General features: G+C 72.8%; 17 protein-coding genes. 9 read left to right on the top strand and 8 right to left on the bottom strand.

The window, feature by feature from the left end:
- Positions 1 to 58 precede the first annotated feature (58 nt).
- The 4 genes from QC385_RS35295 (at position 59) to QC385_RS35280 (ending at position 2,952) form a co-directional block, all read left to right on the top strand.
- On the top strand, positions 59 to 814 hold the full coding sequence (locus tag QC385_RS35295; RefSeq protein WP_279545462.1) for a MerR family transcriptional regulator: 756 nt from the start codon (positions 59 to 61) through the stop codon (positions 812 to 814).
- Positions 811 to 1,389, top strand: a complete 579-nt coding sequence (locus tag QC385_RS35290; RefSeq protein ID WP_279545461.1) for a hypothetical protein — start codon at positions 811 to 813, stop codon at positions 1,387 to 1,389. The genes QC385_RS35295 and QC385_RS35290 overlap by 4 nt, the downstream gene beginning before the upstream one ends.
- A 43-nt stretch (positions 1,390 to 1,432) precedes the next feature.
- The gene (gene yaaA / locus QC385_RS35285) at positions 1,433 to 2,215 is read left to right on the top strand and encodes a peroxide stress protein YaaA (RefSeq protein ID WP_279545460.1); all 783 of its coding nucleotides are present in this window, start codon (positions 1,433 to 1,435) and stop codon (positions 2,213 to 2,215) included.
- 89 nt (positions 2,216 to 2,304) lie between these two features.
- Complete coding sequence (locus tag QC385_RS35280) at positions 2,305 to 2,952, top strand: bifunctional 4-hydroxy-2-oxoglutarate aldolase/2-dehydro-3-deoxy-phosphogluconate aldolase (protein WP_279545459.1); 648 nt, start codon at positions 2,305 to 2,307, stop codon at positions 2,950 to 2,952.
- On the opposite strand, the gene QC385_RS35275 is transcribed toward QC385_RS35280, so the two are convergent.
- From QC385_RS35275 to QC385_RS35265, 3 genes are read right to left on the bottom strand one after another with little or no spacing between them, the layout of a single operon-like run.
- On the bottom strand, positions 2,927 to 4,366 hold the full coding sequence (locus tag QC385_RS35275) for a bifunctional RNase H/acid phosphatase (RefSeq protein WP_279545458.1): 1,440 nt from the start codon (positions 4,364 to 4,366) through the stop codon (positions 2,927 to 2,929). The two genes, QC385_RS35280 and QC385_RS35275, sit on opposite strands and share 26 nt — an antisense overlap.
- A 19-nt stretch (positions 4,367 to 4,385) precedes the next feature.
- Complete coding sequence (locus QC385_RS35270) at positions 4,386 to 5,129, bottom strand: zinc ribbon domain-containing protein (RefSeq protein ID WP_336621342.1); 744 nt, start codon at positions 5,127 to 5,129, stop codon at positions 4,386 to 4,388.
- The gene (locus tag QC385_RS35265) at positions 5,126 to 5,980 is read right to left on the bottom strand and encodes a Nif3-like dinuclear metal center hexameric protein (RefSeq protein WP_279545456.1); all 855 of its coding nucleotides are present in this window, start codon (positions 5,978 to 5,980) and stop codon (positions 5,126 to 5,128) included. Before QC385_RS35265 ends, QC385_RS35270 begins: the two co-directional genes overlap by 4 nt.
- A 233-nt stretch (positions 5,981 to 6,213) precedes the next feature.
- Here QC385_RS35265 and QC385_RS35260 point away from each other — a divergent pair, with 233 nt between their 5' ends.
- On the top strand, positions 6,214 to 7,530 hold the full coding sequence (locus tag QC385_RS35260) for a hypothetical protein (protein ID WP_279545455.1): 1,317 nt from the start codon (positions 6,214 to 6,216) through the stop codon (positions 7,528 to 7,530).
- 97 nt (positions 7,531 to 7,627) lie between these two features.
- Complete coding sequence (locus QC385_RS35255) at positions 7,628 to 7,801, top strand: hypothetical protein (RefSeq protein WP_279545454.1); 174 nt, start codon at positions 7,628 to 7,630, stop codon at positions 7,799 to 7,801.
- Between the two features lie 142 nt (positions 7,802 to 7,943).
- Here the strand turns inward: QC385_RS35255 and QC385_RS35250 are convergent, their stop codons facing one another.
- The 3 genes from QC385_RS35250 to QC385_RS35240 are packed head-to-tail and all read right to left on the bottom strand — an operon-like array spanning position 7,944 to position 10,861.
- Positions 7,944 to 8,885: a 3-oxoacyl-ACP reductase gene (locus QC385_RS35250; RefSeq protein WP_279545453.1), complete on the bottom strand. Its 942-nt coding sequence runs from the start codon at positions 8,883 to 8,885 to the stop codon at positions 7,944 to 7,946.
- Positions 8,886 to 8,895: 10 nt separating this feature from the next.
- A complete protein-coding gene (locus QC385_RS35245; protein WP_279545452.1) occupies positions 8,896 to 9,972 on the bottom strand; it encodes a Zn-dependent alcohol dehydrogenase in 1,077 nt (358 codons plus the stop codon).
- 31 nt (positions 9,973 to 10,003) lie between these two features.
- Positions 10,004 to 10,861 (bottom strand): MaoC/PaaZ C-terminal domain-containing protein, encoded by an 858-nt coding sequence (locus QC385_RS35240; RefSeq protein WP_279545451.1) that lies wholly within the window; start codon positions 10,859 to 10,861, stop codon positions 10,004 to 10,006.
- 301 nt (positions 10,862 to 11,162) lie between these two features.
- Here QC385_RS35240 and QC385_RS35235 point away from each other — a divergent pair, with 301 nt between their 5' ends.
- A complete protein-coding gene (locus tag QC385_RS35235) occupies positions 11,163 to 12,377 on the top strand; it encodes a polysaccharide pyruvyl transferase family protein (protein ID WP_279545450.1) in 1,215 nt (404 codons plus the stop codon).
- A gap of 106 nt (positions 12,378 to 12,483) precedes the next feature.
- Here the strand turns inward: QC385_RS35235 and QC385_RS35230 are convergent, their stop codons facing one another.
- Both QC385_RS35230 and QC385_RS35225 read right to left on the bottom strand, forming a co-directional pair.
- A complete protein-coding gene (locus tag QC385_RS35230) occupies positions 12,484 to 13,224 on the bottom strand; it encodes a class I SAM-dependent methyltransferase (RefSeq protein ID WP_279545449.1) in 741 nt (246 codons plus the stop codon).
- 297 nt (positions 13,225 to 13,521) lie between these two features.
- Positions 13,522 to 14,949, bottom strand: a complete 1,428-nt coding sequence (locus tag QC385_RS35225; protein ID WP_279545448.1) for an MFS transporter — start codon at positions 14,947 to 14,949, stop codon at positions 13,522 to 13,524.
- A gap of 204 nt (positions 14,950 to 15,153) precedes the next feature.
- Here QC385_RS35225 and QC385_RS35220 point away from each other — a divergent pair, with 204 nt between their 5' ends.
- Together QC385_RS35220 and QC385_RS35215 are read left to right on the top strand one after the other, a co-directional pair.
- On the top strand, positions 15,154 to 16,893 hold the full coding sequence (locus QC385_RS35220) for an MFS transporter (protein WP_279545447.1): 1,740 nt from the start codon (positions 15,154 to 15,156) through the stop codon (positions 16,891 to 16,893).
- Between the two features lie 116 nt (positions 16,894 to 17,009).
- On the top strand, positions 17,010 to 17,660 hold the full coding sequence (locus tag QC385_RS35215) for a class I SAM-dependent methyltransferase (protein ID WP_279545446.1): 651 nt from the start codon (positions 17,010 to 17,012) through the stop codon (positions 17,658 to 17,660).
- Positions 17,661 to 17,709 lie beyond the last annotated feature (49 nt).

Here is a 17,709-nt window from a genome sequence, read left to right as displayed (position 1 = left end):
TGTCCAGGCCGGATGCGGCGCTTGACCTTGCCGCAACGTCAACGTCTCTACTGGTCCCATGCGGATCGGAGAACTCGCCGACGTCGTCGGTGTCACCACGCGGGCCGTGCGCCATTACCACCATGTGGGGCTGCTGCCCGAGCCGGAGCGGCGGGCGAACGGGTATCGGGAGTACGGGCTGCGGCACGCTGTCGTGCTGGCGCGGATCCGGCGGCTGACCGAGTTGGGGCTGGGGCTCGCCGAGGTGCGGGACGTGCTGGCGGACGACGCGGGGAAGGACCTCGTCGAGGTGCTGACCGAGCTGGACGAGGATCTGGCGCGGCAGGAGGAGGCCGTCCGGGAGCGGCGCGGGCGGTTGCGGGCGTTGCTGGAGGCTGAGGGCGGGCTGCCCGCCGAGGGGCCGGTGTCGCCCGAGCTGGCCGCGTTGTTCGCCGGGACGGCGCAGCTGTCGGACTCGCCCATGGCCGCCAAGGACCGCGAGATCATGGCCTTCCTGGAGACGGCCATGCCTGACGAGGCCCGGCAGCAGCTCGTGTCGTCGCTGGGCGCGGTGCTCGGCCGGCCCGAAGCCGTGGCGCGGGCCAACGAGGTGTATGCCCGGCTCGACGCGCTCGCCGACGCGGAGCCGGACGATCCGCGCGTCGCCGAGGCCGCCCGGGCCCTCGCCGACTGCATTCCGCCGGGGCTGTTCCCGGAGATCGGGGACCTCGACCACGACGGCGGCGTCCTGCGCGCCTTCTACGAGGACCTGGCCCCGGCCCAGGCGGAGGCGATCCGCCGGACGCTGCGCATACTCAGCGAGGAGCGGCGATGAGGGTCGCGCGCCTGCTGGTGCGGCACGAGGTGCGGCTGCTGGTGAGTCTCGTCCTGTGGGTGGTGCGGCGGACCGACGGGACGAGGAGGGGGCGGGCTTTCGGGTATGCGCGCGGGCAGGGCGCGATGATGCTCGGGTTCGGGTTCGTGTGTCTCGTCGAGACCGTCGCGATGTCCGTGCTGCTGCGCGACTGGCCGATCGCGCACGCCGTGCTTCTCTTCCTGGACGTGTACGGCATCGTCGTCGTCGTCGCGCTGCACGCCTCGTCGGTCGTACGCCCGCACGTGCTGGATCCGGACGCCGGCCGGCTGCGGATACGGCGGTACGTCCACGTCGACCTGTGCGTGCCGCTGGAGCGGATCGCCTCGGTGCGGCGCGAGCTGCGGATGACGCACGAGCGGGCCGACGGTGAACTCGACGTCGAGGTCGGGTCCCAGACGACCGTCACGCTCGAACTGACGGAACCGGTCACGCACGTCACGTTCTTCGGGCGTCGCAGGGAGGTACGGGTGGTCCGCTTCCACGCCGACGACGCCGACGAGCTCGTCCGTGCCCTCGGCCAGGCCCGCGTCTGAGCTCCCCGTACGCTGTCGGCGGAGTTCGATCGAAGGAGTACGCGTGCTTGTCCTGCTGCCGCCGTCCGAAGGCAAGGCCCCGTCCGGCCGCGGTGCCCCGCTGAAGCCCGAGGCGCTGTCGCTGCCGGGGCTGACCGCCGCCCGGGAGGCCGTCCTCACCGAGCTGGTCGAGCTGTGCACCGGCGACGAGGACAAGGCGCGCGAGGTGCTCGGGCTGAGCGAGGGGCTGCGGGGCGAGGTCGCGAAGAACGCGGAGCTGCGCACGGCGGGGGCCCGGCCGGCCGGGGAGATCTACACCGGGGTGCTGTACGACGCCCTCGGCCTGGCGTCCCTGGACGCCTCCGCCAAGCGGCGTGCCGCGCGGTCGCTGCTGGTCTTCTCCGGGCTGTGGGGAGCGGTCCGGGTGACGGACCGGATCCCGTCCTACCGGTGCTCGATGGGTGTGAAGCTGCCGGGTCTCGGTGCGCTGGGCGCGCACTGGCGTACGCCGATGGCGTCGGTGCTTCCCGAGGTGGCCGGGGACGCGCTGGTGCTGGATCTGCGGTCCGCCGCGTACGCCGCCGCGTGGAAGCCGAAGGGCGAGGTCGCCGGGCGGACGGCGTCCGTGCGGGTGCTGCACGCGCCGACCCGGAAGGTCGTCAGCCACTTCAACAAGGCGACGAAGGGGCGGATCGTGCGCAGCCTGCTGACCACCGGGGCCGCCCCGAAGGGTCCGGCCGAGTTGGTGGAGGCACTGCGGGACCTCGGGTACGTCGTGGAGGCGCAGGCCCCCGCGAAGGCGGGGCAGGCGTGGTCGTTGGATGTGCTGGTGACCGAGGTCCACTGAGCATCACCGCAGCCCGGCAATGATGTGACGTGTTGCAGCATATGCAATGAGCTTTGCGCATGTTGTCGAGTCGGCGGCAGGATACGGCCATGGCCTCTCCCCTGCCCGCCTCCGTACTGGATCTCGCGCCCGTCGTCCCCGTCGTCGTCATCGAGGATGCCGGTGACGCCGTACCGCTGGCGCGGGCGCTGGTCGCCGGTGGGCTGCCCGCGATCGAGGTGACGCTGCGCACGCCGGCGGCCGTGGAGGCGATCCGGGAGATCGCGGGGCAGGTGCCGGAGGCGGTGGTGGGTGCCGGGACGGTGATCAGCCCCGGGCAGGTCGCGGAGGTGGTGGCCGCGGGCACCCGCTTCCTGGTCAGTCCTGGCTGGACGGACGTGCTGCTGGAGGCGATGCGGGGATCCGGCGTGCCGTTCCTGCCGGGGGTGTCGACCACGTCCGAGGTCGTGGCGCTGCTGGAGCGCGGGGTGCGGGAGATGAAGTTCTTCCCGGCCGAGGCCGCGGGCGGTACGGCCTACCTGAAGTCGCTGTCCGGGCCGCTTCCCCAGGCCCGGTTCTGCCCCACGGGCGGCATCGGCCCGGACTCCGCCCCGGACTATCTGGCCCTGTCCAATGTCGCGTGCGTGGGCGGGAGCTGGATGCTGCCGCAGGACGCGGTCACGGCCCGCGACTGGGGCCGCGTCGAGACGCTGGCCCGCGAGGCGGCGGCGCTCAGCGCAAGTGCGACGTGTCGTTGAGGAGCCGGAGGCTGGCGTTGCCGTCCGCGTAGTACGCGACGACCGACAGGGACGCCGCCGACAGTTCCATCCGGAACAGTGACTCCGGCGGGGCGCCGAGGGCGAGCCGGACCAGCGTCTTGATCGGGGTCACGTGCGTGACGAGCAGGACCGTGCGTCCCGTGTACGCCGCGATCAGCTTGTCGCGGGTGGCGGCGATCCGGGTGGCGGTCGCCGCGAAGCTCTCGCCGCCGCCGGTGGGTTCGGCGTCCGGGGAGGCCAGCCAGGCGTTCAGGTCGTCGGGATGGCGCTCGCGCACCTCGGCGAAGGTGAGGCCCTCCCAGGCGCCGAAGTCCGTCTCGCGCAGCCCGTCGTCGACGCTCACTTCGAGGCCGAGCCGGGCGGCGATGATACCGGCGGTCTCCCGGGTACGGGCGAGGGGCGACGACACGATCGCCTGGATCGTGCCCCGCCGGGCGAGCAGGGCGGCGGCCCGCTCGGCCTGGTCCCGGCCGATGTCGGAGAGGGAGGGATCGGTACCACCACTGCCGGAGAACCGCTTCTGCGGCGTCAACGGCGTCTCCCCGTGCCGCAACAGCACGAAGGTGGCGGGGGCACCCATGTCGGCGGGAGCCCAGCCGGGGGTGGCAACGGCCTTGGCGGCACGGGTGTCGGCGTCCGCCTTGGCCGTTGCCGTGTCCGCTTCCGTGGCCCTGGCCGCGTCCGTTGCCGAGTCCACGTCCGTGGCCCTGGCCGTGTCCGCTTCCGTGGCCCTGGCCGCGTCCGTTGCCGAGTCCACGTCCGTGGCCCTGGCCGCGTCCGTTGCCGTGGCCGTGCCCCTGGCCGCGTCCGTTGAAGCGTCAGCCTCCCCACGCCCAGTAGCCAGGGCTTCGCGCACCCTCGCGGCGCCCGCCGCGGCATCACCCGGCGGGCCCGCCGGGGCGACAGCCTCGGCTCCGGCTCCAGCTCCGGCCCCGGCTCCGGTGTCCAGCTCCGCCGTCGAAGTCGACGCCGACCACTGCTCTCCCCTGGCCCCGGCGTCCATCGCCTCGTTGGCCAGCCGGTCCGCGTGCTTGTTGCGCTCTCGTGGAATCCACTCGTACGTCACGCGCCCGGGCGGGAAGATCCGGGCCGCGTCCGCGGCCAGTGGCTTCATGCCGGGGTGCTTGATCTTCCAGCGGCCCGACATCTGCTCGACGACGAGCTTGGAGTCCATCCGGACGTGGACCGCCGCGCCCGGGTCCAGCTCGTGGGCGGCGCGCAGGCCGGCGAGGAGGCCGCGGTACTCGGCGACGTTGTTCGTGGCGACGCCGATGTACTCGGCGGCCTCCCGCAGCGTCTCGCCCGTCGCCGCGTCGCTCACCACGGCCCCGTAGCCCGCGGGTCCCGGGTTGCCCCGCGACCCGCCGTCGGCCTCGACGATGAACTCCCGCACCGGACAGGCTCCCCGCGGCCTAGATACCAGACTCGGACGTGCGCACCAGGATGCGGCGGCAGTTCTCGCAGCGGATCACCGTGTCGGGAGCCGCGCTGCGGATCTCGCTCAGCTCCGTGATCGCGAGCTCCTGCCGGCAGCCCTGGCAGCTGCGCGCGTACAGCTTCGCCGCGCCGACGCCGCCCTGCTGCTCGCGCAGCTTCTCGTAGAGCTTGAGCAGGTCGGCGGGGATCGAACCGGCGATGACCTCGCGCTCCTTGGTGACCGTGGCGACCTCGGCGTCGATCTCCTCGAACGCGGCGTCGCGGCGTGCGGTCGCGTCGTCGATCTTCGACTGGACGGATCCGACCCGCTCGGTCAGCTCGGCGACCCGCTGCTGCGCGGACTCCCGGCGCTCCATGACCTCCAGCACCACGTCCTCCAGATCACCCTGCCGCTTGGCGAGCGAGGCGATCTCGCGCTGGAGGTTCTCCAGGTCCTTGGGGGAGGTGACGGCGCCGGAGTCCAGGCGCTGCTGGTCGCGGGCGGAGCGCTGGCGCACCTGGTCCACGTCCTGCTCGGCCTTGGTCTGCTCGCGGGAGGTGTCGCTCTCCTCGGTCTGCGCGGCCACGAGCAGGTCGCGCAGCTGGATCTGGTCCTTGGTGAGCGACTCGATCTCGGCGTGCTCGGGCAGCGACCTCCGCCGGTGGGCGAGCTGCTGGAGACGGACGTCGAGGTCCTGGACGTCGAGGAGTCGGATCTGGTCGGCGGGCGCGGCGTTCAGTTCGGGGCTCCCAGTGGGTCAGAAGTGGCAGAGGCCGCGTGGGCGGTCCAGGGGTCGGTGACCGTCTTCGAGACGTGGACGCGCAGGTCCCATCCGTGGCGGTCGGAGATCTCGTCGAGCTGGCTCGCGGCCAGCTCGCACCAGGGCCACTCGGTGGCCCAGTGCGCCGCGTCGAGCAGCGCGAGGGGGCTGTGGGCGCGGGCCTCGGAGACGGGGTGGTGGCGCAGGTCCGCCGTGAGGAAGGCGTCGACGCCCGCCGCGCGTACCTGGTCGAAGAGGCTGTCGCCGGAGCCGCCGCTGACGGCGACGGTGCGCAGCACCGCCTCGGGGTCGCCGGCGACCCGGATGCCCTGCGCGGTGGCGGGCAGCCGCTCGGCGGCACGGGCGGCGAACTCGCGGACGGTCAGCGGGTGGTCGAGGGCGCAGACGCGGCCCAGTCCCCGGCGGCCCGCGGGGTCGCCGGCGTCCGGCACGAGCGGCCCGGTGACGCGCAGGTCCAGGGCGCCCGCGAGGGCGTCGGAGACGCCGGGGTCGGCGGTGTCGGCGTTGGTGTGGGCGACGTGCAGCGCGATGTCGTTCTTGATCAGGGTGTGGACGACACGGCCCTTGAAGTGCGTCGCCGCGACCGTCGTCGTGCCGCGCAGATAGAGCGGGTGGTGGGTGACGAGCAGGTCGGCACCCAGTTTCACCGCCTCGTCGACGATCTCCTGGACCGGGTCGACGGCGAACAGGACGCGCGTGACCTCCTGGTCCGGGTCGCCCACAACGGTGCCGACCGCGTCCCAGGACTCGGCTCGCTCGGCGGGCCACAGGTTCTCCAGCGCGGCGATGACTTCAGACAGACGGGGCACGGGTGCAAGGCTACCCGGCTGATCTGTGGCGTTGAACCGCCACCGCCGCCGCTCCCTCCCCGATGCCCTCCCTCGTCGCCCGCTGTCGGCAGGCTGTCGCCCCGCGGAGCACACAAGCCCCCACATCCTCAGGCGAATCGTTCCTGGAACACCCTTATGTGTGAAGTGTGGACCCTGCGGATTCCCCGCCTGCACGTACGAAAACTACGTTCGTCACTGGAGGTGACCGAACGATGACAGCGTGTGCGATCGAGCCTTCGGCGGGACACGAGGACGACGGGGTCGCGTCGGCGGGATGCACACTCACCGCGGACGGCGCCTACGCCGCACGCCTCGCGTCGGCCGGCGACTCCTGGTTCCCGGAGCGCTGGACCCTGGACGGCCCCGAGCCGTACGCGGTACCCCTGCCCCGCAACCAGCCGGAGGAACCCGGCACCGAGGTGCAGCCGATGGGCGACGGGCGGGTCCTCATCCACCGTCTGGTGGCCGGGCGGCACGCCTTCTCGCTGCTGTACCCGACCGGGCCCGGCACCGGCGAGCTGCCCCTGGGCGTGGTCGAGTGCCGGGACGACACGGCCCGGCTGCGGCTGCTGCCGCCCGCCCCCGGCGGCGAGCGGGCGTACGCCCTGGCGGTCGGCCCGCGTTCGACGACGGTGTGGCTGGTGGCGGGCGGCGCCTTCGGGCCCGAGCGGCTGGCCGAGCTGCCCGGCCGCTGCTCGGGCGGGGTCTGGCTGGACCGTACGGGACGGCTGCTGGCCCTGGACCGGGAGACCGGCGGGCGCACCAAGGCCGTCGCGGTGGACCTGGAGCGCGGCGGGGAGATGTCGCCGCTGCTCCAGATCGCCGCCGACAGCGACGACCGGCTGCTGCTCGCCGACCCCGACAGCGGGCTGCTGCTCATCCGCTCGGACGCGCCCTCGCCGGGGCAGGGCCGGCTGGGCTGGGGTGTCCTGGGCAGCACGCTGCCGGTGCGCTTCCCGGAGTGCCTGCGGCTGCGGGACTGCACCGTCACGCCGTTCGCGATCCAGCCGGGGCAGATCCTGACGCCGGAGAGCTGCGCGGTGGCGCTGCGCGTCGACGGGCCGCGCGGCAGGTGGGTCGGTGTGTGGCGGCCGGCCGAGCGGCGGGTGCACCATCTCGCGGCGCCCGAGGGGTGGCTGGCGGGCACGGGCTTGTGGACGCCGGACGGGGTGCTGCGTCTGCCGTACGCGACGCAGGACGTGCCGTGCGGCGTGGCTCAGGTGAGCCCGCCCGCGGCCGCGGCGCCCGAGCCCGGCGGCATGCCGCCGCATTCGGAGCCGGGACAGGGACCGGAGCGGGGGCCGGGACAGGGACCGGAGCGGGGGCCGGGGCAGGGGCCTGACGCCCGAGCCGCCGGGGCGACTCCCGCAACGGGACACCCTCCGGAACAGGCGCCCACGGCGGCAGGACACCCGTCGCAGGCCCCGCAACCCGCCTCACCAGCCGATCCCGCTCCGCCCCCGGCCCCCTCGACTCCCCGCCCGGTCCCGCTGCAAGAGGCGCCGTTGGGACGGCTTGTAACGAACTAGTGCCGGTTGGCGTGGCCGCCTGGATCCGGGATATGGGGTGACGGTTAAACTCGCCCGGCTGTTTGAAAGATCATGTTGACGGGGTGAATTCCATCCGATGAGCGACGCCAGCACGAACCAGCCGCACGCCGACGTCCAGGAGATCGCCGCCGGCCACGGCCGGCACCGTGGCGAGATCTCCACGCAGGTCAGCGAGACGGCTCCGCGCGGCCGCCACCGCAAGCCGGTGACGGAGACCGAGCGGACCGAGCGGACCGAGACGGCGGCCTGACGGAACGTCAGTGTCCGGACGACCGAACGGCCCCACCCTCTGTTGACGGGTGGGGCCGTTTCCCGTTCTCGGCCGCGCCTCAGCCTCGGTCCTCGGCCGCGCCTCAGCCTCGGTCCTCCAGCCGCGCCTCAGCCCTCGTACCTCAGCCGCGCCTCAGCCCCAGCACCTCCGCCGCCGCGAACGTCTCCCCCGCCGGCCGGTCCGCGTAGTACGGCCCGAGAACGGCCTCCAGTTCGTCGTACGTGAAGGTGTCCTGCTTGCTGTCGAACCGGGCGGCGACGCGCGGCCGTTCGACGACGGCCACCATGCCGCCGTGCACCACGAGGAGCTGTCCGTTCACATGGGCGGCGGCGGGCGAGGCCAGATAGCCGACGAGCGGGGCGACGTGCTCGGGGGCGAGCGGGTCGAGGCCGTTGCCGGCGGACTGTTCGACGCCCGCGAAGACGTCCTCCGTCATCCGGGTGCGGGCGCGCGGGCAGATGGCGTTGGCCGTGACGCCGTACTTGCCGAGGGCGAGGGCCGTGGAGGTGGTGAGGCCGACGATCCCGCCCTTGGCGGCCGCGTAGTTGGGCTGCCCGGCGGAACCGGCGAGGAACGCCTCGGAGGAGGTGTTCACGATCCGCCCGTACACCGGCTCCCCGTTCCGCTTGGACCGCTCGCGCCAGTGGGCGGCGGCGAACCGGATGGTATTGAAGTGCCCCTTGAGGTGCACGCGGAGCACGTCGTCCCACTCCTCCTCGGCCATCGAGAACACCATGCGATCGCGCAGGATGCCCGCGTTGTTGACCAGGATGTCGAGCTTGCCGAACTCGGCGACGGCCGACTCGACCAGTTCGCGCGCCTGCCGGAAGTCGGACACGTCGCCGGTGTGCGCGAGCGCGGTGCCGCCCGCCGCGCGGATCTCGGCGGCGACCTCCTCTGCGGGCCCGGCCGAGGCCTCGCCGGTGCCGTCCCTCCCGGGTTGCCCGTAGTCGTTGACGACCACGGCGGCGCCGAGCCGGGCGAGTTCCAGCGCCTCGGCCCGGCCGAGCCCGCGGCCGGCGCCCGTGACGATCGCGGACAGTCCCTTCAGCGGCAGCGGCATGGCGGTGTCCTCACATCTCGATGCAGGTACGCAGGGCGGTCCCGGTCCGCATCTGGTCCAGGGCCTCGTTGATGTCGGCGAGGGGGACCCGGTGGGTGATCAGGCCCGCCAGGTCGACACGGCCCGCGCGCCACAGTGCAATGGTGCGTTCGTAGGAGCGCAGGATGTCGCCGCCGCCGTACATGGACGGCAGGATCCGCTTCTCGTCGAAGAACAGCTCGAACATGTTCAGCTGGAGGAAGTCGTCCATGGCGCCGGCGCCGACCACGACGAGGGTGCCGCCGCGCCGGGTGGTGTCGTAGGCGGTCCGTGCCGTGGCGGACCTGCCGACGACCTCGAAGACGTAGTCGAAGCCCTCGCCGGCGGTGACCTGCTGTTTGGCGTCGGGCAGTTCGTCCGGCGAGACGGCCTTCGTGGCCCCGAACCGCAGGGCGGCCTCCCGCCGGGAGGCGACCGGATCGACGGCGACGATCTCGGCGGCCCCGCGCAGCCTGGCCCCCTGGATCACGGAGATGCCCACACCCCCGCACCCGATGACCGCCACCGACGAACCGGCCTCCACGTCCGCCGTGTTGAGCGCGGCGCCCAGCCCGGTCGTCACCCCGCAGCCGATGAGGGCGGCGATGTCGAAGGGCACGTCGTCGGGTATCGGGACCGCGCACCCGGCGTCGACGACGACCTCCTCGGTGAAGGTGCCGGTGCCGGCCATGCCGAAGACGTCCCCGGCGGGCCGCCTGAAGTTGGGGGTGCCCGCGTTCATGAACCCGGCGAGGCACAGCTCGGTCTGCCCGCGCTTGCAGGCGGGGCAGGCACCGCAGGCGGGCAGCCAGCACACGACGACCCGGTCGCCGACCGCCAAGTGTCCGACGCCTTCGCCGACTTCGAGGATCTCGCCCGCGCCCTCGTGCCCGGGCACGAACGGCCCCGGCTGCGGCAGCACCCCGCTCATCGCGGACAGGTCCGAGTGGCACAGCCCCGTGGCGCGCACCCGGATCCGCACCCTGCCGGGTCCGAACCCCACCGCCTCGACGTCGTCGAGGACCTCCAGTTTGTCCTGGCCGATCTCGTGCAGTACGGCTGCGCGCATGGTGCGGCTCCCCTCGTACGGCGTTCTGGACTCAGGTGTGTTCGACGGCGGTGTCGGCGAGGACGGGCGTGTCGTCCCTGTCGACGGCACTGACGGCGACCCGGACCTCGCCGTCCGGACGCCACATGCGGATGCGCAGCGTCTCCCCCGGGTACACGACCCCGGCGAACCGGGTGACGTACGACCGGACCCGGGTCACGTCCCCGTCGAGCAGCGTGTCCACGACCGCCTTGAGCGTCATGCCGTAGGTGCACAGCCCGTGCAGGATGGGCCGGTCGAACCCGGCGCGCTTGGCGAAATCGGGGTCGGCGTGCAGCGGGTTCCGGTCGCCGGAGAGGCGGTAGAGCAGGGCCTGGTCCTCGCGGACGTGCCGCTCGACGACCCGGTCCGGCTCGCCGGCGGGCGGATCGAGCCGGGTGGACGGTCCCCGGTCGCCGCCCCAGCCGCCCTCTCCCCGGACGTAGATCTGCGCGTCGTTGGTCCACAACGGCCCGTCGTCGTCGGCCACTTCGGTCCGCATCACGAGGACGGCCGCCTTGCCCTTGTCGTACACGGCGGCGATCCGGCCGGTGGCGGTCGCTCGCCCGCGTGCCGGGATGGGGCGATGGATCCGCAGGCTCTGCCCGCCGTGGAGAACGCGGGCGAGGTCGACGTCGACGCCGGGCATGGACAGGCCGCTGATCACGCCGGGGGATCCGGCGCCCGCGACGGTGGCGAAGCTCGGCAGGACGTGCAGCCGGGACTCCAGGGTGTAGCGCAGCTCGCCGGGGTCGGTGGCGGGGACGCCGGCGCCGATGCCGAGGTGGTAGAGCTGCACGTCCTTGTGGTCCCAGGAGAGCTCGCCGGTCCGGGGTTCGGCGGCGAGCGCCTTGGCTGCGTCGATGGGCATGGGGCTCCTGATCGCCGTGGTGAAGACCGCCGCGGGAAGGACCTCGGCACGGCCGTCCGCACCGTCGGCCGCACCGAGGCCTTCTGGGGCTGAACTGGAACGCGTTCCAGTCCTGCGCCCTCTGTATAGCCCAGGCCCCCACACTTGTGAAGCCTCCTGACACTGTGTCAGATCGTGACACCTCACGGGCAGGGGGCAGGACGCGGTACGACCCACATCGGCGTGTACGTTGGCGATGGTCCGCGCCACACGTACAGGTACACGTGGACGGCGCCGGCAACTGCTAGGGGAAATGGAGCACATGGCACGCGTCGCCGTCATCACCGCGCCGAACATCGGGTACCGCAACACCGGCATGCTGACCGTCGACTTGGCGTTCGAGTCCCTGCGGCGGCGGATGACCCCCGAGATCGACGCCACCTGGTACACCCTGCACACGCCGGAGACCGTGCCCCTGCGCGAGTGCGCGCGAGACACGGACCTCCCGTTCCGCTTCCACCCCCTGACGGAGCACCTCGACACGCTCCGCGACCACGACGCGGTCGTCTTCTGGGGCGACTTCCTCCACACCCGGCACTACCTGGAGCAGGACGCGACGAACCGTCTGCTCGACTTCGGTTTCGCCGAGGACCGTGCGGCGGCCCGGAACCTGCTGAACCGCACCCTGCTGTTCGCGGACCAGCCGGACGAGCTCCTCGCGCGGACCCTCAGCTACGGCGGGACGATCCTGCACAACGCGCAGTCCGACTACGAGGACAAGGAATACGGCCCGCTGTTCTCACGCCTGGTGACGCGCAGCCGCCGCGTCTGGGTGCGTGACCCGCTCTCGGCCGCGAAGATCGCGCACCTGCGCCGGGACCGTACGACCGACTACTTCGGTTCGGACGCGGCGCTGCTGTCCCGTCCGGGCGACCTCGGCCACCTCCCGACGACGGAGTGGTCCCGGGCGGTCCCGGACGGCGGCGCGATCGGCGTGTTCCTCGGTGCCCGGACCCGGATCCCCGAGTGGCTGCCGGCCTTCTGCCAGGACCTGTCCGAGCGCCTGGGCGCCCCGCTCGAATGGCTGCCCTGGTTCGACCGGGACATCCCCGCTCAGGTCGGCCACATCGCGCCGCGCCCGGGCCGGCACACCATCGGCGACCTGGTGGGGGTCCTCCCCCGCTACCGCCTGGTCATCACGGACACCTACCACCTGTCCGTCAACGCCTGGGGCGCCGGCACCCCCGCGGTGTGCGTCGGCGCGCCCGAGCCGACCCCCAAGACCCACGACGACTACCTGACGCTGAGCGATGTGAAGAAGCACGTCTTCCACATGGCGTACGACGCGGCGGACTTCTACCTGTCCACCCAGGAAGGGCACCGGCAGAGCATCGACCGGCTGGTCCGGCTCCTGGAGGGCGGCGGTGCCGAGGCCGTGGCGGCGCGCATCCGTGCGCACGCCGACTACTCGGCAACGGCGTTCACCGAGACGCTGACCTCGTTGCTCGACGCGCCCGGCCCTGCCCTCGGCCACTGACCGGCAGACCCAAAACCGGGGGCGGCTCGCGGAGGACCAGGGCATGCCGCACGGCGCGCTCGCGCCGCTGCTCGGGAGGGGCGCCGCCAGGGCCGGCTGTGAGACCTCAGTCCCGCCGGAACAGGGCCGTCCACAGGAAGCTCTCGCCGAAGTACGCCGCCTCCTCCGGCTCGCCCCGCATCCGCCGCAGTTCGACCTCGGTCAGGCCCGAGAAGATCTCCCGCAGCGACTCGGGCGTGTAGGCGAGCCCGCCCGCGAGACCTTTCGCCTCACGGTAGAAGTCCGTGTCGGACAGCTCCGAGCCCATCCCGCCGGCACCGGCGGCGAAGCACGTGAGGCTGAACAGGCCCCCGGGAGCCAGGACGTCCTCCAGCAGCGCGAGATAGCTGACCCGCCGGTGCGGAGGCAGATGGTGGAAGCAGCCGGAGTCGTACACGAGGTCGTACGGCCCGGCGAGTTCCGTGCCGGCGAGCGCGAACGCGTCCCCGCAGTGGAACCGTACGCCGTCCGCCCCCGCCTCACGGGCCCGTTCCCGGGCCCAGTCGACGGCCGCCGGAGAAAGGTCGACCGCGTCCACCTCGAACCCCCGCTCGGCCAGGTACAGCGCGTTGCGCCCCGGGCCGCACCCCAGGTCCAGCGCCCGCCCTCCGCTGATCACCCCCCGTTCGACACAACCCACCAGGTTCTCGTCCGGCTTCGCCACGAAGAACGGCACCGGCCGGGAACGGTCGGCGTAGAAGCCGTCCCACCACTCGGCGCCCCGCCCCGTCCACCGATCGGCCTCGGGCGCGAACAGCCCGTCGAGCAGCGCGAGTACGTCGTCGACGGTGCGTATGGTCCGGTCCATCCGGTCCCCCTTTCACGTCCGGCAACCGTATGCCCGGACAGGGCGAAAGCCCAGCTCAGACCGGTTTTCAGGCGTCGATGAAGGGCCTCCTGCGGCCCGTGGAGGAACCGGGACCGCACCCGTCGGCGGGTCACTCCGCCCCCGGACCGAAATACCGGCGGCACGCCGCCCAGGGGCCTGGACGCCCCCGTCCCGGACGACGCGACGCGCGCCGATTGTCCGCCGTCGGCGACCCCACACCGGCATCAGCGGCCAAGCCCCAGCCAGCCGCGTCACCAACCTGTCCGGACAACACACCTAGTGCTCCCGTACCGTCCGCGGCAGCCAGACCCACATCAACAGCACGCCCACGGCCAGCACTCCGGTCCCCACCCGGAACGCCAAGGCGTACCCCTCCGTCAGTGCCTCCGGAGTCCCGCTCCCCGCCGACCGGGCCGCCGCGAGGGTGGACAGGACCGCCAGGCCCAGGGAACCGCCCATCGTGCGGGAGGTGTTGACGAGCCCGGACACCAGTCCGGCCTCCTCGGGCGCCGCCCCGGACGTGGCCAGGGAGGCCAGCGGCGTCGCCGCCAGGCCCGCGCCGAGCATCATCAGGACTCCGGGGACCAGGATCGTCGTCACGTACGCGCCCTCGGGGGTCATCGTGGACTGCCAGGCGAAGCCCGCCACGGCGACCAGCGTGCCCAGCGCCGCCACGTTCCGGGCCCCCACCCCCCGCATGAGCCGGGGCGCGATCTTGGAGCCGAAGATGACGGCCAGGGAGCTCGGGACCAGGGCGAGTCCGGCCTCCAGCGGGGTGTAGCCCAGGACGTTCTGCGCGTACAGGGTCATGAAGAACCACATGCAGAACATCGCGGAGCCGCACAGGAACATCGCCACGTTCGCCGACGACACCGACCGCAGCTTCAGCAGCCCGAGCGGCATCAGGGGACTCTCCGTCCGGGCCTCGACCGCGAGGAACAGCCCGATCAGCGCGAGCCCGGCGAACAGCGGCAGCAACGTGGCCGCCGCCGTCCAGCCCGCCGCTTCTGTCTGGGAGATGCCGTAGGCCAGCGTGCCGAGCCCGCCCGTCACGAGCAGCGCGCCGGGCAGGTCGAGCCGCCGCCCGTCCCCGGCCCGGCCCTCGGTGAGGAACCAGGCGGCCGCGCACAGCACCACCGCCCCCACGGGCACGTTGATCAGCAGCACCCACCGCCACGACAAGGTCTCCACCAGCAGCCCGCCGACCAGGCCGCCGGCCGCGCCACCACCGGCACCGACCGCCGTCCAGGTCCCGATGGCCCGGGCCCGGGCGGCACCCTCCGGCACCGAGGCCGTGAGGATCGTCAGCGTCGAGGGCGCCAGCACCGCCGCCCCGAGCCCCTGTACGGCCCGCGCCACCAGCAACTGCCACTCCTCCTGCGCCAGTCCGCCGCCCAGCGAGGCCAGCGTGAACAGTCCGAGCCCGATGAGGAACATCCGCTTGCGGCCGTAGAGGTCTCCGGCCCGCCCGCCGAGCAGCATGAACCCGGCGAAGGCGATGGAGTAGGCGTTCACCACCCACTGAAGGCCCTGTTCGCTCAGCCCGAGTCCGGTCCGCATCGACGGCAGCGCCACGTTGACCACGGACACGTCCAGGACGACGAGGAACTGCCCGGCACAGGTGAGTGCGACCACGAGCCAGGTGGGAGGGGCGGTACGGCGAGGAGTACGGGTTATTTCGGCGGCTTCGACCATGGGTGTCATGCTCTCAACCACTCCAGCCCGTCGGCATCGGTTTTTGGCCCAGGTTTTTGGACCTAGGACCACGGCAGCTCCGACCCCCTTCCCCAAGAGAAGGTCAAGATTTCGTTAGAGTGCCGAAGCAACGGAATAGTTGCCTACGCATACAAGGTTCACACCCCACGTAACCACGCACCCCCCGAACACCCGGCCTGGAGGCCCCTCTCAATGACGCAGACGACGACAGTCCGTCCCGCCGGCGGAGCGCGCGGGGCCGTGGTCCCGGTGCTCGCCTTCGCGGGCATCGTTGTCGCGGTGATGCAGACCCTGCTCGTCCCGGTCATCAAGGACCTGCCGCAACTGCTGGACACCGCCCCCAGCGACGCCACCTGGGTCCTGACCTCGACCCTCCTCTCGGGCGCGGTGGCCACCCCGATCATGGGCCGCCTCGGCGACCTCTACGGCAAGCGGCGCATGCTGATCACGAGCCTGTCGGTCATGGTCGTCGGCGCCTTGGTCAGCGCCTTCACCAGCGACCTGCTGCTCATGATCGCCGGCCGTACGCTCCAGGGCTTCGCGATGGGAGCCATCCCGCTCGGCATCGGCCTGATGCGCGACATGCTGCCCCGCGAACGGCTCGGCTCGGCGATGGCCCTGATGAGCTCCTCCATAGGCGTCGGCGGCGGTCTCGCCCTGCCCGCCGCCGCCCTGGTCGCCCAGCACACCGACTGGCACGCCCTGTTCTACGGCGCCGCCGGCCTCGGCGTCCTCGCCATCGCCCTCACCCTGCTCGTCGTGCCCGAGTCGCCGATGCGCGCCGAGGGCACCTTCGACCTGCCCGGCGCGATCGGCCTGTCCGCCGGGCTCGTGCTCTTCCTGCTGCCGATCACCAAGGGCAGCGACTGGGGCTGGTCCTCCGGCACCACGCTCGGCCTGTTCGCCGCCGCCGCGGTCGTCCTGCTCCTGTGGGGCGTGATGGAGCTGCGCGTCAAGGCCCCGCTGGTCGACCTGCGCACCACGGCCCGTCCGGCCGTCCTCTTCACCAACCTCGCCTCGATCATGGTCGGCGTCTCCTTCTACGTCGTCTCCCTGGTCCTGCCCCAGCTGCTCCAGCTGCCGAAGTCCACCGGCTACGGCCTCGGCCAGTCGATGGTCGTCGCGGGTCTGCTCGTCGCGCCGCTCGGCCTGACGATGATGTTCACCGCGCCCGTCTACGCCCGGCTGTCCGCGAAGTACGGCCCCAAGTTCACCCTGATCCTCGGCCTGCTGATCATCGCGATCGGCTACGGCGCCGGCCTCGGCCTGATGAGCGCCGCCTGGCAGAGCCTGGTCATCTCGGTCCTGCTGGGCGCGGGCATCGGCCTCGCCTACTCCTCGCTGCCCGCCCTGATCGTGGGCGCGGTCCCGGCCTCCGAGACCGGCGCTGCGAACGGCCTCAACACCCTGATGCGCTCCATCGGCACGTCGGTGTCGAGCGCCGTGATCGGCATGGTGCTGGCGAACACCGCGGACAACGTCGGCGGCGTCGAGATCCCGACCATGCACGGCTTCCGGGTCTCCTTCCTGATCGCGACGGGCGCGGTCGCCGTGGGCCTGCTCCTGGCCCTCTTCCTGCCGGGCCGCCGCCCGTCGAACAAGCCTCAGCTGCGCGCCAGCAGCGAGGAGGACGCCAACCTGGAGCGCGCCGAGCAGGTCCTGCGCGGCTTCCGCGGCCGGGTGCTGGCGGCCGACGGCACGCCCGTCGCCCGCGCCAAGGTCACGCTGATCGACCGCCGGGGCCGCCAGGCGGGCGCGACGCTCTCCGCCGAGGACGGCGCCTACGCGCTCACCGTTCCGGCCGGTGGCGCGTACGTCGTGGCCGCCCGCGCCACGGGCCACGGCCCGCTCGCCTCGTCCGCGACCCACGCCGGCGACGAGCGGCCGGTCGACCTGGACCTGCCGCTGCCGGGCGAGACGGTCTCCGCCTGACGCTGCTAGGGGGTGTTTCCGAAACACCCCCTGGTCACCGGTACCCCCTGTCGTCCTCTCGGCAGGGGGTACGGCAGCATGGGCGCCCGGACCGTCGTACGACCGGAAGGAACCCCATGCCCGCGGCCCCGAAGCCCGAGATCCTGGCCGCCTTCGAGGCGGCGAAGGGGTTCATGCCCGTGGACGAGGGCCTGGCCCTGTACGCGGCGGCGGTGGAGGCCGGGCGGCTCGGGCTGCCGCTGCTGGAGGTCGGCACGTACTGCGGCCGGTCCACGGTCCTGCTCGCCGACGCGGCCCGCGAGGCCGGGGTCGCCGCGCTGACCGTCGACCACCACCGCGGCAGCGAGGAGCAGCAGCCGGGCTGGGAGTACCACGACCCGGAGACGGTCGACCCCGAGCTCGGCCTGATGGACACGCTGCCCACGTTCCGCCGCACCCTGCACCGGGCGGGCCTGGAGGACCACGTGGTGGCCCTGGTCGGCCGCTCCCCGCAGATCGCGGCGATCTGGCGGACCCCTCTGGGACTCGTCTTCATCGACGGCGGCCACACGGACGAGCACGCCACCGCCGACTACGAGGGCTGGGCCCCGCACGTGGCCGAGGGCGGCCTGCTCGCCATCCACGACGTCTTCCCCGACCCGCAGGACGAGTTCACCGGTCAGGCCCCGTACCGCGTCTACCTCCGGGCCCTCGCCTCCGGCGCGTTCACCGAGGTCTCGGCCACGGACTCGCTGCGGGTCCTGCGGCGCACCGGCCCGGGCGTCTAGGAGAACGGCTGGGCGGGTGAACTGCGCGCCCTCCGCCCCCTCCCGGTCG

Origin of the sequence: Streptomyces sp. DH10, from assembly GCF_029813805.1 — a bacterium.
In the GTDB taxonomy this organism is placed as follows: domain Bacteria; phylum Actinomycetota; class Actinomycetes; order Streptomycetales; family Streptomycetaceae; genus Streptomyces; species Streptomyces coeruleofuscus.
This window is presented reverse-complemented; position numbering and strand designations above follow the sequence as displayed.

Coding starts and splice junctions, on each gene's coding strand:
- QC385_RS35295 (WP_279545462.1), top strand. CDS start 59: ATGCGGATCGGAGAACTCGCCGACGTCGTCGGTGTCACCACGCGGGCC.
- QC385_RS35230 (WP_279545449.1), bottom strand. CDS start 13,224: ATGGACCGGACCATACGCACCGTCGACGACGTACTCGCGCTGCTCGAC.
- QC385_RS35240 (WP_279545451.1), bottom strand. CDS start 10,861: ATGCCCATCGACGCAGCCAAGGCGCTCGCCGCCGAACCCCGGACCGGC.
- QC385_RS35280 (WP_279545459.1), top strand. CDS start 2,305: ATGGCCTCTCCCCTGCCCGCCTCCGTACTGGATCTCGCGCCCGTCGTC.
- QC385_RS35235 (WP_279545450.1), top strand. CDS start 11,163: ATGGCACGCGTCGCCGTCATCACCGCGCCGAACATCGGGTACCGCAAC.
- QC385_RS35260 (WP_279545455.1), top strand. CDS start 6,214: ATGACAGCGTGTGCGATCGAGCCTTCGGCGGGACACGAGGACGACGGG.
- QC385_RS35215 (WP_279545446.1), top strand. CDS start 17,010: ATGCCCGCGGCCCCGAAGCCCGAGATCCTGGCCGCCTTCGAGGCGGCG.
- QC385_RS35250 (WP_279545453.1), bottom strand. CDS start 8,885: ATGCCGCTGCCGCTGAAGGGACTGTCCGCGATCGTCACGGGCGCCGGC.
- QC385_RS35290 (WP_279545461.1), top strand. CDS start 811: ATGAGGGTCGCGCGCCTGCTGGTGCGGCACGAGGTGCGGCTGCTGGTG.
- QC385_RS35255 (WP_279545454.1), top strand. CDS start 7,628: ATGAGCGACGCCAGCACGAACCAGCCGCACGCCGACGTCCAGGAGATC.
- QC385_RS35245 (WP_279545452.1), bottom strand. CDS start 9,972: ATGCGCGCAGCCGTACTGCACGAGATCGGCCAGGACAAACTGGAGGTC.
- QC385_RS35220 (WP_279545447.1), top strand. CDS start 15,154: ATGACGCAGACGACGACAGTCCGTCCCGCCGGCGGAGCGCGCGGGGCC.
- QC385_RS35225 (WP_279545448.1), bottom strand. CDS start 14,949: ATGACACCCATGGTCGAAGCCGCCGAAATAACCCGTACTCCTCGCCGT.